Raw genomic sequence first — 12,332 nt, forward strand, 5'->3', positions numbered from 1 at the left:
TGCCACCCCCGGATGCATGATCGCCCGGAGCGGCGTAGTCAATTAGTTTAAGGCGTCGCGGGGCCGATCAGCCGCGCGGCAGCAGGCGTGAGAGAAGCAGGAAACCTGCGAGAAGGACCGCATAGATCAAGTCGCCGAATTGTGCGTACAAAGTGGCGGGTCCCCCGCGCGGCAGGCCGGCATCGAGCACGCCCTCGTTACCGAGCGGCAGGCTCGCGATGACGCGCCCATAACCGTCGGTGACGGCCGAGATTCCGGTATTGGCGACCCGCACCAGCGGCAGCCCCTCCTCGATCGCCCGCAGCCGCGCCTGGGCGAAATGCTGATAGGGGCCGCTGGTCTGGCCGAACCACCCGTCATTGGTCAGGTTGAGCAGGAAGCCGGCGCGCGGCCCCTGAGGTGCGACGGCGCCCGGGAAGATGACCTCGTAGCAGATCAGCGGAGCCGCCGGCGGCAGGCCGCGGATCGTGAGCGGTAGCCGCCGTGTTCCGGCGGCGAAGCCGCCTGGTATCGCGACGAATTCCGAAAGGCCGAGGCTGCGGATCAGTCGGTCGAACACGGCCGGCAGGTATTCGCCGAACGGCACGAGATGCACCTTGTCGTAGCTCGAGACGATCGAGCCCTCGTCGTCGACCACCTGGATCGAATTGAAGATCGGCGGCCGGCTCTCGCCCGGCAGCGCCTCTCCGGCGCGGGCGGCGCCGGTGATCAGCGTCGTGCCCGGCGGCAGCAATGTCGCGATCCGCGAGAGCGCCTGCGGCGTGCGTCCGAGGAGGAAGGGAAAGGCCGATTCCGGCCAGATCAGATGGGTGACGGCCTGGACGCCCGGTGTGGAGGGGCTCGTCGCCCGGTCGCTCAGCGCCAGATAGTTGTTCAGGATCGCCTCGCCATTGCGCGGGTTGAACTTGGCGTCCTGCGGCAGGTTGGGCTGCATCAGCCGCAGCTTCACGCCTGCGACCAGCGGCACCGGCGCGGCCGGCACGCGCCAGAGGCCGAAGCCGACGAGGCCTATCAGGACAAGCGCTGCCGTGGCCGGCGCGCGCCAGCGGCCGGCGCGGGTTTCCGCGGTTCCCAGCGTCGCCGGTGCGGCACCGATCGCGATCGCGACGAGCGTCAGCCCGTAGAGCCCCGCGATCGAGGCGAACTGCGCAATCTGGAATTGTCCCGCCAGCATCATGCCGTAGACGTTCCAGGGGAAGCCCGTCAGCACATGGCCGCGCAGCCACTCGCTGAGCGAAAGCACGACCGCCAGTACGAGGATGCGCCCCGCCCCGGCCGGCCAGGCGAGCCGCGAGCAACCGAACGCCAGCGCCGGGAAGATGGCAAGACCGGCCGGCAGCGCGACGACGCCGAGCGGCATCGCCCAGGCGAATTTATCGGCCTCGACCAGAAAGGCTGCCCCCAGCCACCAGAAGCCGGCGAGGAAGAAGCCGAACCCCCACCACCAGCCGACGACCGCCGCGGCGCGGAAACGAGCCGCCCTGCTCGTGCCCACGGCGCCGTCGATAAGCCAGACGGCCATCGTCATCGGCACGACGAGCAGCGGCCAGAGATCGAGCGGCGGCAAGGCGAGTGCGCCGCAGGCTCCGGCCACGAGCGCGATCAGCCATTTTCGCCAGCCCCAGGCGAGGATGACGCTGTCGGCCAGCGCAGCGATGCGCATCAATCGCGTTCCGCCGGCTCTGGAGTTTCGGATGGTGCGGGGGCGCCGTGGCGGATGCTCAGGCGCTTCACGCGCCGCTGATCGGCCTCGACGATGGCGAAGCTCAGCCCTTCGGGGCCGTCGACGATCTCGCCCTGCGCCGGGACATGGCCGGCCAGCGTCACGATCAGGCCGCCGAGCGTATCGACATCCTCGGCGATCGCCGTCTCCGACAGGTCGATTCCGGTCGCGAGCTTCAAATCTTCGAGCGTCGCGCGGGCATCGGCCATGTAGACACCGTCCTCGGCCGGTGCGATCGCCGGCGCTTCCTCCTGATCATGCTCGTCCTCGATGTCGCCGACGACGATCTCGATCAGGTCCTCGATGGTGACCAGCCCGTCCGTGCCGCCATATTCGTCGATCACCAGCGCGATATGCGTCCGCGTCGCCTGCATCCGCACCAACAGGTCGACCGCGGGCATCGAGGGCGGCACATAGAGAACGGGGCGCAGGATCTTGGTGTCGGCCAGCATCATCGAGAGATCGACGGCGGAGAGGTCGTGTAAGGCCGGCTCCGACAGTCCGGCGGTGGACTCGGCCTTGGCTTGGCCGGCGATGAACTCGAGGAAGTCGCGGATATGGACCATGCCGCGGGGGTCATCGAGGGAATCGTCGAAAACCGGCAGCCGCGAATGCCCGGCCGTCCTGAAGAGTGCCAGAAGCTCGTCGAGCGTCGCATCGGCCGGGACCGCGATGATGTCTGCCCGAGGGACCATCACGTCGCCGACGCGCCGTTCGCGCAGGCTCAGCACATTGGAGAGCATGGCGCGCTCCTGCGTACTCAGATCGGCAAGCTGGTCGCTGTTCTGGGCGAGCGCCTCGGTGATGTCCTCGCGGATGGTGCCGCCGCCGCGCAGGCCGAGCCTGTCGAGGAACTGGCCGAGCCAATGGGAGAGGCCGCGACCGGCTTCGTTCGGGGATTGTCGACTGTCGTCGCTCATGATCTGGGGGACTGGTTTCCGGAAGGGGCTGGGTTGGAAGCCGCTGGGGCGGCAGGGTGGGCGACGAGTTCGCCCTCCGCATAGGGGTCGGCGATGCCGAGCTCGGCGAGGGCCGCGATCTCGAGGCCCTCCATCCGCTCGGCTTCGGCGTCGGTCTCGTGATCTTCGCCGAGCAGATGCAGCAGGCCATGGATGACGAGATGGCTGAAATGGTCGCTCAGGCTCTTGCCTTCGGCCTGCGCCTCGCGCTCGACGGTCTCATAGGCGATCACGATGTCGCCAAGGACCGGGCTGGTCGCGATCCGGGCGGGCGGCGCGGCAGGGAAGGACAGCACGTTGGTCGCCTTGTCGAAGCCGCGCCAGTCGCGGTTGACGACGCGGATGCGCTTGTCGTCGGTCAGGAGCAGGCTGAGTTCGGCGCCCTCGCTCGGCCGCACGGGCGCGACCGCCAGCGCGGCCTGGATCGCCTGGAGCGCGCACTGGCGCAAAGCCGCCGTGTCGCCCAGCGCGCGCCATTTACGCGACTGCACCCGGAGCGCAACGGCGAGGCTGGGCAGCGGGGTCTCGGGGCGCGGCGCCTGACGCCGCGCGCGAGGTCGGTCGGTCATCGCGGGCGCTCCCGCGAGAGGGTTCGTTTCAGCCCCTCGGCGTCGCCTTCGAGCGGGGTGTCGCTCGCGGCGCTGCGCATCCGTTCTTCCCGTTCGTCGCGTTCGCGCCGGGCCGCGCCCTCATAGGCCATGACGATGCGGCGCACGAGATCGTGGCGCACGACATCGCCTTCCTCGAACCGGGCATGGCCGACGCCCTCGACGCCGGAGAGCAGCTTCACCGCCTCGATCAGCCCCGAGCGCTGGCCCGGCGGCAGGTCGATCTGCGACGGGTCGCCGGTGATGATCATGCGCGAGCCCTCGCCGAGGCGGGTCAGGAACATCTTCATCTGGACCGAGGTCGCGTTCTGCGCCTCGTCGAGCAGGACGACGGCGTTGGTCAGGGTGCGGCCGCGCATGAAGGCGAGCGGCGCGATCTCGATCATGCCGGTCTGCAGCGCGCGCTCGAGATGCCGCGCCTCCATGAAGTCGTTGAGCGCGTCGTAGATCGGCCGGAGATAGGGATCGACCTTCTCGCGCATGTCGCCCGGCAGGAAGCCGAGCCGTTCGCCGGCCTCCACCGCCGGGCGCGACAGAATCATCCGCTCGACCACGCCCTGCTCGATCAGCGAGACGGCGTGGCCGACCGCGAGCCAGGTCTTTCCGGTGCCGGCCGGGCCTTCCGCGAGCACGAGCTCGTTACGCTTGAGCTGGCGCAAATAGGCGTCCTGCGCCGCGTTGCGCGCCCTTACCGGGCCGCGCTTGCGCGTCACGATGGCGTCGAACGAGGCCTTTCCGGTGTCGGCGGCCGGGAAGAGCGAGCGTTGGACATTGCTCTCCTCGATTGCGCCGTCGACTTCGCCCAGCGTGACAGAGGCGCCGGCCTTGGCCCGGGCATAGAGCGTTTTCAGGACGCGGCCGGCCTGCTCGGCAGTCTCGCGCGGCCCCTTGACGGTGACATGGTTGCCGTTCGGGCTGATCACCACGCCGAGCCGGCGTTCGAGATGCGCGAGATTCTGGTCGTAATGGCCGAAGACCAGGCTCGCCAGCCGGTTGTCATCGAAGGAGAGCAGGACCTCGGTCGCCGGCAGGCCCTCGCGGGTCAGCACGTCCATGGTCGCAGGGGCGAGATCGCGCCGCGATCCGCGTTCCGGCCTTGGATTGGGGGAGTCAGGCTGTGCCAAAAGCGTCGTCTCCCTGGCGCCTGTTCCGGCCGGACGGAATTGTGGGGCCGGGTGGTCTGGCGGAAGCGTCGTCATTATCAGCGGCTGCGTCGGTTTCAGCCTGATGACAGGAAGTCCAGGCATCGACCGCCGCGGCCGGCTTGCACGTCTGGAGGGCGATCAAGCGGCCATCTCCTTGGCCGAGCCCTGCCGCGGCGATGCCTCCGCTCCAGACGGCTGAACTGCCGGTTCCGCGTCGGCCTTGCGGCCGAACAGCGAGTTGGACCCCGCCCGCTCGATCACCACCTGAACCCTGTCGCCGATCTGATTCGTCTGCGTCTCGATCTGCACAGCCTGAAGGTAGGGCGATTTTCCCGCAAGCTGTCCCGGATGACGCCCGGCCCGCTCGAGCAGGATCTCGATGGTGCGCCCGACCATGGCATGGTTGAAGGCCTGCCGGTGATGCTCGATACGCTCCTGCAGGCGATAGAGCCGCTCGTCCATCACCGCCGACGGAACCTGATCGCCGAAATCGGAAGCCGGGGTGCCCGGCCGCGACGAGTATTTAAACGAATAGCTCGAGGCGAAGCCGATCTCGTCGACGAGACGGATCGTGTCCTCGAAATCAGCATCGCTCTCGCCGGGGAAACCGACGATGAAATCGGAGGACAGCGCGATGTCGGGCCTGGCCTCGCGGATGCGCCCGATCAGCCGGCGATACTCGTCGGCGGTGTGCTTGCGGTTCATCGCCGCGAGAATGCGGTCGGACCCCGCCTGCACCGGCAGATGCAGGAACGGCATCACCTGGGCCAAGTCGCGATGGGCGGCGATCAGATCGTCGTCCATGTCACGCGGATGGCTGGTGGTGTAGCGGATGCGGTTGATGCCGGGGACATCGGCGACGCGATGCATCAACCGCGCCAGCCCCCAGACGCGCCCGTCCGGCCCCTCGCCGTGATAGGCGTTGACGTTCTGGCCGATCAGCGTGACGTCCTGCACGCCCGCCCCCGCAAGCCGCTCGATCTCGGCCATGACCTGATCGACCGGCCGGGAGAATTCGGCGCCGCGGGTATACGGCACGACGCAGAAGGCGCAGAACTTGTCGCAGCCTTCCTGCACCGTGACGAAGGCGGAGATGCCGCGCTGGCGGATCACTTGGGGCCGCGGTGCCGGAAGATGCCCGAACTTGTCGTCGATCGGCAGGTCGGTATCGACCACGCGGGCCCTGCGCGCCTGCTCAAGCAGTTCCGGCAGGCGATGATAGGCCTGCGGGCCGACGACGAGATCCACTGCTGGCTGGCGCTTCTGGATCTCCGCGCCTTCGGCCTGCGCGACGCAGCCGGCGACGACGATGCGCGTGTCCTGCCCCTCGGCCTTCTGCGCGTTCTTGATGTCCCGCAGCTTGCCGAGCTCGGTGTAGACCTTCTGAACCGCCCGGTCCCGGATATGGCAGGTGTTGAGCAGGATCAGGTCCGCGCCTTCCGGCGTCGCCGTTTCCTCGAAACCCTGCTCGCCCAGGATGTCGGCCATGCGCTGCCCGTCATAGACGTTCATCTGGCAGCCGAAGGACTTGATGTGGACTTTCTTCATTGCGCCGGGTCTGGTCTCCAAACCGTCTCCTTACTCCGGATCGCGGCCTGTGGAAATGTCCGCCCGCCTCATCCTTCGGTCAAGCGATCGGCGGCCATCCGCTCACGGTTTCCTGGCGGGCCTTGCGGATCGCCGCCGCGGCGAGCCGCGTCGCCTCCTTGCGTGAGGTCTGGCGGCCCATCGTGATCGGTGCGCCCCAGGCCAGCTCGACATCGATTGCGCCGATGCCGAGCACCGTCTTGAGATGGGGGCCGAGTTCCGTATCGCCATACCAGGCCAGCGCGCTGCGCTCGAACCGCCCGCCGGCCATGCCATGGAAGCCGGTATAACTGATCGTCAGTGGATAGACCGCGATATCCGCTTCCCCGTCCTGCCCGCTTTCGCCCCGTCCGAGAGCCTCATGAGCCGCTCCCAGTAGCGAGGAGCGCAGCTGCAGGATCCGCGTGCCGTCGCCGGTCGTTCCTTCGGCGAACAGAACGACCGCTTCCCCGTCCGAGAGGCGCGCGCCCATCTGGGCTGCGACATCGGCGGTCGCCGCGCGGCGCGAGCGGTCGATATAGAGCGTGCGTTGCAGATCGGCGAGAAAGCCAATCACCGGCCAGCCCTCCACCTCTCTTTTCGCGACGAAACAGACCGGCCGCTCGGCTCCGAGCACCGAGATGTCCAGCCAGGAGACATGGTTCGCGACGATCAGCCCGCTGCTGCCGGGCGGCGGCGGCGTGCCCCGGACGCGGCGCTTCACGCCGAGACAGCGGCAGGTCAGCCGGTGGAACAACAGGGGGAGCCTGGTGCCGTGCTTCGGTGCCAGTCGCATCACGAGAAGCTGCGCCGGTATCAGCGCTGCAGTGCCCAGGCTCAGGAGCGAGAGCCGCAGGATCGCGCCGGGAGAGAACCCTTTCATTCGCGTCGTCCCTCGCTCACCCGAGATCGAGCCGCATCGCGATCGCCGCCACGCGGCTGCCGTCCGGCTTGGGATAGTAGCCCTTGCGGCGGCCTACTTCCCGGAAACCGAGATGCCGATAAAGTCGCTCGGCCGCGACATTGCCATCCTCAACCTCGAGGAAGACCTGGGCGACGCCGCTGCCGGCGAGCCGCGACAGATGGGTACCGAGCAGGATCGCCGCCAGCCCGCTGCGGCGATGGCCGGGCGCGATCACGATCGAGAGGATTTCGGCCTCGTCGGCCGCCTTGCGCGACATCACGAAGCCGGCCGGTCGCGAGGCCTGACCGGGAAAGACGCCGTCGCCCGCGACGCTGGCATCGGCCAGCAGGGCGGCGCATTCGCCGGGCTCCCAGCCGCGAGCGAAGCCGCCCTGCTGGTGCAGCGCCGCGACGTCGCGGGCATGGCGTGCATCGAGATGGGCGATCCGGGCCGGGGTCGCGGTCGGGTGGAGCAATCTCTGCAACCAGTTCATGCCGCTTGATGGCACAGCCGCGCCGGCTGGCAAGCCCCGTATGGCCCAGCAATACCCAAGATCAGCGCCGGGGCAGGCGGGCGCGGTCCTGCGGCGTCGTCTCCGGCGCCTTGAGATAGAGCGGTCGCGCCGGTGCGGATTGCGGGTCGGCGATTATGCCGAGCCGGGCCACCCAGGTGACGTCGGGCGCCCGCGCATCGTCGAGCACCAGCGCGTCGAGCCCGATCGCCCAGGCCTCGTTGGCGACCGAAAGCGCCGCCGAGCCGACCAGGCTGACCGGTCCGGCCCCGATGGCGCGCGCGGCGTCGCGATAGCTGACCTGGCGCAACGCCACGATCTGCCTGCCTTCCGAACTCAGCGCCTGGAACCAGACCTGCCCGTGCTTGGCGTCGAGCGCCGCGGCGATCACCCGGCCCGATTCGCGCCCGACCAGCGGGGCGGCGCAGGCGGCGACCGTGGTGACCCCGACGGCGGGAATTTCGGCCGCCAGCGCGATGGCGCGCGCGGCGCTGACGCCGACGCGCAGGCCCGTATAGCTGCCGGGCCCGATAGTTACCGCGACGCGGTCGAGCGAGGAGAAGCCGCCCTCGACCGCACTCATGACGCGCTCGATCATCGGCATCAGCGCCTCGGCATGACCGCGGTCCATCGCGGTCTGCTCGATGGCGAGCGGCTCAGGCCTGCCCGCGTCGAGCACACAGGCCGAACAGGCGCCGAGCGCAGTGTCGATCGCGAGGATACGCATCAGGTTCGGGTCAACCAGTCAGGACGCCAATAGGAACGCGCCGTCGTTCCGGACCAGCGCCGCTTCGCTGCACCCGGAATGACGGCGCGGATGGGAATTCCACCAAAGCCATAATCAAGGACCAATCAAGCCGAAACAGGCTTGGGCTCCTCAAATCGCTTCGACCTCGCGCACATCCGGCAGGAAGTGGCGCAGCAGGTTCTGGATGCCGTGCTTCAGCGTCGCGGTCGAGGAGGGGCAGCCGGAGCAGGAGCCCTTCATCGCGAGATAGACGGTGCCGTCCTTGAAGCCGCGGAAGGTGATGTCGCCGCCGTCGCCCGCGACCGCCGGGCGGATGCGGGTCTCGAGCAGGTCCTTGATCGTCTCGACGGTCTGCGCGTCCTCGGGAGCGAAGAACTCGCCCTCCTCGATGACATCCGCCTGCGAGCCGTTCGCGAGCACCGGCGCGCCCGACATGAAATGCTCCATGATCGCGCCGAGGATCGCGGGTTTCAGATGCGGCCATTCGCCATCCGACTTCGTCACCGTGATGAAATCCGCGCCGAGGAAGACGCCGGAGACGCCGTTCACGCCGAACAGGCGCTGCGCCAGCGGGGAGCGCTCGGCCTGCTCGGCATCGCGCAGCTCAAGCGTGCCTTCCGGCATCACGGCGCGGCCGGGCAGGAATTTCAGCGTCGCGGGATTGGGTGTGGCTTCGGTCTGGATGAACATGGTCGAATCTCCGGTTCCGGACGGTTCAAGGCCGCCGTTCCAAGCTTCGATATAGGCGCCTGCGTGGAATCATTCCAGCGCGAAGCGTGGTCACCCGCCGGGCGTTTGGCCGCGGTCAGGCCAGCGCGTCGATTTCCTCGTCCTCGAGATGGCCGGGAACGATCGCGACCGGGATCGGGAAGCTCGCCGCCGATTTGCCGGCCAGCGCGCTGACCAGCGGGCCGGGCCCGTCGCGGCCCGTGCCGGCCGCCAGCACGAGCAGCGAGATGTCCTCGTCCGCCTCGATCAGCTTGACGACCTCGTCGGCCTTGTCGCCGGTGCGGACGACGCGCTCGGGCTCGAGCCCGGCGAGGCTGCGGACGGCTGCCGCCGCGCCCTCGATCAGCTTCTCGGCTTCGGCCTCGGCTTCGGCCTGCATCACCTCGCCGACGCCGAGCCAGGTTTCGTGCTCGGGCGGCGTGACCACGCCGAGCAGCACCATCGCCGCGCCGACGCGCGCGCAGCGTCGCGCGGCGAAGCGCACGGCCTTGGCGCATTCGGCGCTGTCGTCCACGACCGCGAGGAATTTCGGGCGATGGCCCGTTTCATAGGACCGCCGTCGCTTCACCATGTCGCTCGCCCTGCCGCCGCCTCAGGAGGGGCCATCGTGGCCCTCACCGCAACGTCAGCGCAAGCCTGCTGATGTCGCAGCGATGGCGCGCACAGCATCAACCGCGCCTCACGAAGCCGACGATGTCCTTGACGTCGCGCATGATCGGCGCCGCGATGGCCTCCGCCCGCTCTGCTCCCCGACCGAGGATGGCGTCGATATGGCTGACGTCGTCCAGCAGGCGGCGCATCTCGCCGGCGATGGGGCTGAGCTTGGCGACCGCGAGATCGACAAGCGCCGCCTTGAAGCCGGAGAACTGGCTGCCGCCGAATTCGGCCAACACCTGCGTCTTGGTCTGGCCGTTCAGCCCGGCATAGATCCCGACGAGGTTCTCGGCCTCGGCCCGGCCTTCCAGGCCCTTTTCCTCGGAAGGCAGGGCGTCGGGATCGGTCTTGGCCTTGCGGATCTTAGTTGCGATCGTCTCGGCGTCATCGGTCAGGTTGATGCGCGAATTGTCGGAGGCGTCGGATTTCGACATCTTCTTGGTGCCGTCGCGCAGGCTCATCACGCGCGGCGCCGGGCCTTGCGTCATCGGCTCCGGCAGCGGGAAGAAGCCAAGATCGCCGGTGCCGAGTTCGAGCCCGGCGATCTGCGCCGCGAAGTCGTTGTTGAACTTCTGGGCGGTGTCGCGTGTCAGCTCGAGATGCTGCTTCTGGTCCTCGCCGACGGGGACATGCGTCGCCTTGTAGAGCAGGATGTCGGCGGCCATCAGGCTTGGATAGGCGTAGAGCCCCAGCGAGGCGTTCTCCTTGTCCTTGCCGGCCTTTTCCTTGAACTGGGTCATGCGGTTCATCCAGCCCAGCCGCACCACGCAATTGGTGATCCAGGCGAGCTCGGCATGGCCGGAGACCTGGCTCTGGTTGAAGATGATGCTCTTCTTGGTGTCGATTCCGGCCGCGACATAGGCCGCCGTGACCTCGCGGATGGCCCGCTTCAGATCGGCCGGGTCCTGCCACATCGTGATCGCGTGCATGTCGACGACGCAGTAGATGCACTCATGCGTCTCCTGCATCGCCACCCAATTGGTCAGCGCGCCCAGATAATTGCCGAGATGCAGCGTCGAGGTCGGCTGCATGCCGGAGAAGACGCGCTGGTGAAAACTCGCCATCGGGGCGCTCCGTCGTCACGAACGGGAAGGAAAGGGGGGCTTCTGGCTCAACCCCGCCGGTTGCGCAAGGGGGAGGGCGAGAAGCGCGGCAAGATGCGGGGTACGATCCGAGGCCCGAAGGCACCGAACAGGAGGCCTGCCACGCCATAGCCACCGAGTCCGGCGCCGCAGAGCAGCGCCAGCGCCGCCGCTCGCCAGAGCGTCGGCTGGTCCTGGGCCATGGCCGGCGCGAGAAGTGGCTGCAGCCAGACGAGAATGCCGAGCATGGCCAGGCTGGCCAGCGCCGTCCGCGCGAGCGGGCGTAGCGCGGCGCCGGGCCGCCAGAGCCCCTCGCCGGCGAGCTTCACCCCGAGGAGGACCGCCTGCAGCGCGAAGGCGATACTGGCGGCGAGAGCCGCCATCGGGGCCGCGTTGCCACCGCGCGCCAAGGCAAGGCCCGCAACTGCTGCGACGCCGACGGCAAGGCAGCCGGTTAGCAGCGGCAGGTGCGGCCGCTGCCGGGCGAAATAGACCTGCCCGAATACCTTTGCGACGACGGCGAAGGGCAGGCCCGCGGCGAAGCCTGCGAGCGCAGCCGCGGTGCGCTCCCGATCGTCGGCATCGAAGCGGCCATGCTCGAACAGGACGGAGACGATCGGCTGCGCCAGGACAATCAGCGCGAGGGCGGCCGGAAGGGCCAGCGCCAGTCCGAGAGCGAGAGCCTGCCCGAGCATCGCGTCGTTCTCTGTGCCGCTCGCGCGGGCCATGTCGGAGAGCACGACCGTGCCCATCGCCACGCCGACGAAGCCGAGCGGCAGCTGGAAGACCCGGTCGGCGTAATAGAGCGCGGAGATCGCGCCCGGCTCGGTCGAGGCGATCTGCGTCGCGACGAGGAGCACGAGCTGGGCGCTCGACGCCGCCAGCAGGGTCGCGCCGCCGGTGGTGACGAGGCGCGTCATCGCGGGCGACCAGCGCAATCGCGGCCGCGGCAGGCCGATCCGCCGCAGCGCGACCAGCACGAGCGCGAGATGGGCGAGCCCGGTCGCACTGACCGCGATCGCCTGCCATCGCGCAGCCAGCGCCGGTTCCGTGCCCTGAAGCAGCTGCACCAGCAGGATCGCGATGAGGATCGCGTTCATCAGGGCCGGCGCCAGCGCTGCCATCGCGAAGCGCCGTTCGGCGTTGAGCATCGCCGCCAGCATCGCCGCCAGCGCGGTCAGCAGCAGGAAGGGCAGCATCAGCCGGGTGTAATCGGCCGCCAGCGCCAGCGTCTGCGGTTCAGCGGCGAAACCGCCGGCGAGGCCGAGCACGACCCAAGGGGCGAAGAGCTCGCCGAGCCCGACCAGCACCAGCAACAGCAGCGCGAGCTGGCCGAGCGCGTCGCCCGCGAACCGCTTCGCCTCACCGTCGCCGCTCTCCTCCTTGATCGCGAGATAGAGCGGCACGAAGGGGGCATTCAGCCCACCCTCGCCGAGCACCCGCCGAACGAGATTGGGCAGGCGCAGCGCCGCCAGGAAGGCATCCGCCACCGGCCCAGCGCCGAGAAGCCGCGCGATCAGCACGTCGCGCGCGAAGCCGAGCAGCCGCGACAGGATCGTGGCTGCGCCGACGATAAGCGAATCGCCGGCGAGGCGAGAGGGCGGTGGCGGCGAAGTCTCGTTCAAGCGCGTTCTTTCCGCCGGCCGCTCATGGCTTGAGTTGGTTGCCTGAGCATATCGTCATTGCGAGCGCAGCGAAGCAAT

At 68.8% G+C, this 12,332-nt stretch carries 12 protein-coding genes; all 12 read right to left on the bottom strand.

All coding sequences use genetic code 11. From position 1 onward, the window contains the following. Nucleotides 1–67: 67 nt before the first annotated feature. Nucleotides 68–1,663, bottom strand: a complete 1,596-nt coding sequence (lnt, locus tag ASE63_RS16590) for an apolipoprotein N-acyltransferase (protein ID WP_056803502.1) — start codon at nucleotides 1,661–1,663, stop codon at nucleotides 68–70. After that, nucleotides 1,663–2,643 (bottom strand): hemolysin family protein, encoded by a 981-nt coding sequence (locus ASE63_RS16595; protein ID WP_082610026.1) that lies wholly within the window; start codon nucleotides 2,641–2,643, stop codon nucleotides 1,663–1,665. Before ASE63_RS16595 ends, lnt begins: the two co-directional genes overlap by 1 nt. Then, complete coding sequence (gene ybeY / locus ASE63_RS16600; RefSeq protein WP_082610027.1) at nucleotides 2,640–3,251, bottom strand: rRNA maturation RNase YbeY; 612 nt, start codon at nucleotides 3,249–3,251, stop codon at nucleotides 2,640–2,642. The genes ASE63_RS16595 and ybeY overlap by 4 nt, the downstream gene beginning before the upstream one ends. Next, nucleotides 3,248–4,345 (bottom strand): PhoH family protein, encoded by a 1,098-nt coding sequence (locus ASE63_RS16605; RefSeq protein ID WP_082610028.1) that lies wholly within the window; start codon nucleotides 4,343–4,345, stop codon nucleotides 3,248–3,250. The genes ybeY and ASE63_RS16605 overlap by 4 nt, the downstream gene beginning before the upstream one ends. 228 nt (nucleotides 4,346–4,573) lie before the next feature. Further along, entirely contained in the window at nucleotides 4,574–5,983 is a 1,410-nt protein-coding gene (gene miaB / locus ASE63_RS16610; RefSeq protein ID WP_082610029.1) for a tRNA (N6-isopentenyl adenosine(37)-C2)-methylthiotransferase MiaB, read from the bottom strand. 79 nt (nucleotides 5,984–6,062) lie between these two features. Then, nucleotides 6,063–6,884 (bottom strand): lysophospholipid acyltransferase family protein, encoded by an 822-nt coding sequence (locus tag ASE63_RS16615; RefSeq protein ID WP_056803505.1) that lies wholly within the window; start codon nucleotides 6,882–6,884, stop codon nucleotides 6,063–6,065. A 16-nt stretch (nucleotides 6,885–6,900) separates the two neighbouring features. Beyond that, on the bottom strand, nucleotides 6,901–7,398 hold the full coding sequence (locus ASE63_RS16620; RefSeq protein WP_056803508.1) for a GNAT family N-acetyltransferase: 498 nt from the start codon (nucleotides 7,396–7,398) through the stop codon (nucleotides 6,901–6,903). A gap of 61 nt (nucleotides 7,399–7,459) precedes the next feature. Further along, nucleotides 7,460–8,143 carry a tRNA (adenosine(37)-N6)-threonylcarbamoyltransferase complex dimerization subunit type 1 TsaB gene (gene tsaB, locus ASE63_RS16625; RefSeq protein ID WP_056803511.1) on the bottom strand — a complete coding sequence of 228 codons (684 nt, stop codon included), beginning with the start codon at nucleotides 8,141–8,143 and terminating at the stop codon, nucleotides 7,460–7,462. Nucleotides 8,144–8,293: 150 nt separating this feature from the next. Then, on the bottom strand, nucleotides 8,294–8,854 hold the full coding sequence (locus ASE63_RS16630) for a NifU family protein (protein ID WP_056803514.1): 561 nt from the start codon (nucleotides 8,852–8,854) through the stop codon (nucleotides 8,294–8,296). Nucleotides 8,855–8,969: 115 nt separating this feature from the next. After that, nucleotides 8,970–9,464 carry a universal stress protein gene (locus ASE63_RS16635; RefSeq protein ID WP_056803517.1) on the bottom strand — a complete coding sequence of 165 codons (495 nt, stop codon included), beginning with the start codon at nucleotides 9,462–9,464 and terminating at the stop codon, nucleotides 8,970–8,972. Nucleotides 9,465–9,561: 97 nt separating this feature from the next. After that, nucleotides 9,562–10,611, bottom strand: a complete 1,050-nt coding sequence (gene trpS, locus ASE63_RS16640) for a tryptophan--tRNA ligase (RefSeq protein ID WP_056803520.1) — start codon at nucleotides 10,609–10,611, stop codon at nucleotides 9,562–9,564. A gap of 47 nt (nucleotides 10,612–10,658) precedes the next feature. Further along, a complete protein-coding gene (gene murJ / locus ASE63_RS16645) occupies nucleotides 10,659–12,254 on the bottom strand; it encodes a murein biosynthesis integral membrane protein MurJ (protein WP_056803523.1) in 1,596 nt (531 codons plus the stop codon). Nucleotides 12,255–12,332 lie beyond the last annotated feature (78 nt).

This window comes from Allobosea sp. Root381 (assembly GCF_001429395.1).
Taxonomy (GTDB): Bacteria; Pseudomonadota; Alphaproteobacteria; order Rhizobiales; family Beijerinckiaceae; genus Allobosea.

Excerpts from the sequence above, each read along its gene's own strand:
- lnt (WP_056803502.1), bottom strand. The coding sequence starts at position 1,663 with ATGCGCATCGCTGCGCTGGCCGACAGCGTCATCCTCGCCTGGGGCTGG.
- tsaB (WP_056803511.1), bottom strand. The coding sequence starts at position 8,143 with ATGCGTATCCTCGCGATCGACACTGCGCTCGGCGCCTGTTCGGCCTGT.
- ybeY (WP_082610027.1), bottom strand. The coding sequence starts at position 3,251 with ATGACCGACCGACCTCGCGCGCGGCGTCAGGCGCCGCGCCCCGAGACC.
- ASE63_RS16595 (WP_082610026.1), bottom strand. The coding sequence starts at position 2,643 with ATGAGCGACGACAGTCGACAATCCCCGAACGAAGCCGGTCGCGGCCTC.
- ASE63_RS16615 (WP_056803505.1), bottom strand. The coding sequence starts at position 6,884 with ATGAAAGGGTTCTCTCCCGGCGCGATCCTGCGGCTCTCGCTCCTGAGC.
- ASE63_RS16605 (WP_082610028.1), bottom strand. The coding sequence starts at position 4,345 with ATGGACGTGCTGACCCGCGAGGGCCTGCCGGCGACCGAGGTCCTGCTC.
- miaB (WP_082610029.1), bottom strand. The coding sequence starts at position 5,983 with ATGAAGAAAGTCCACATCAAGTCCTTCGGCTGCCAGATGAACGTCTAT.
- ASE63_RS16635 (WP_056803517.1), bottom strand. The coding sequence starts at position 9,464 with ATGGTGAAGCGACGGCGGTCCTATGAAACGGGCCATCGCCCGAAATTC.
- ASE63_RS16620 (WP_056803508.1), bottom strand. The coding sequence starts at position 7,398 with ATGAACTGGTTGCAGAGATTGCTCCACCCGACCGCGACCCCGGCCCGG.
- trpS (WP_056803520.1), bottom strand. The coding sequence starts at position 10,611 with ATGGCGAGTTTTCACCAGCGCGTCTTCTCCGGCATGCAGCCGACCTCG.
- ASE63_RS16630 (WP_056803514.1), bottom strand. The coding sequence starts at position 8,854 with ATGTTCATCCAGACCGAAGCCACACCCAATCCCGCGACGCTGAAATTC.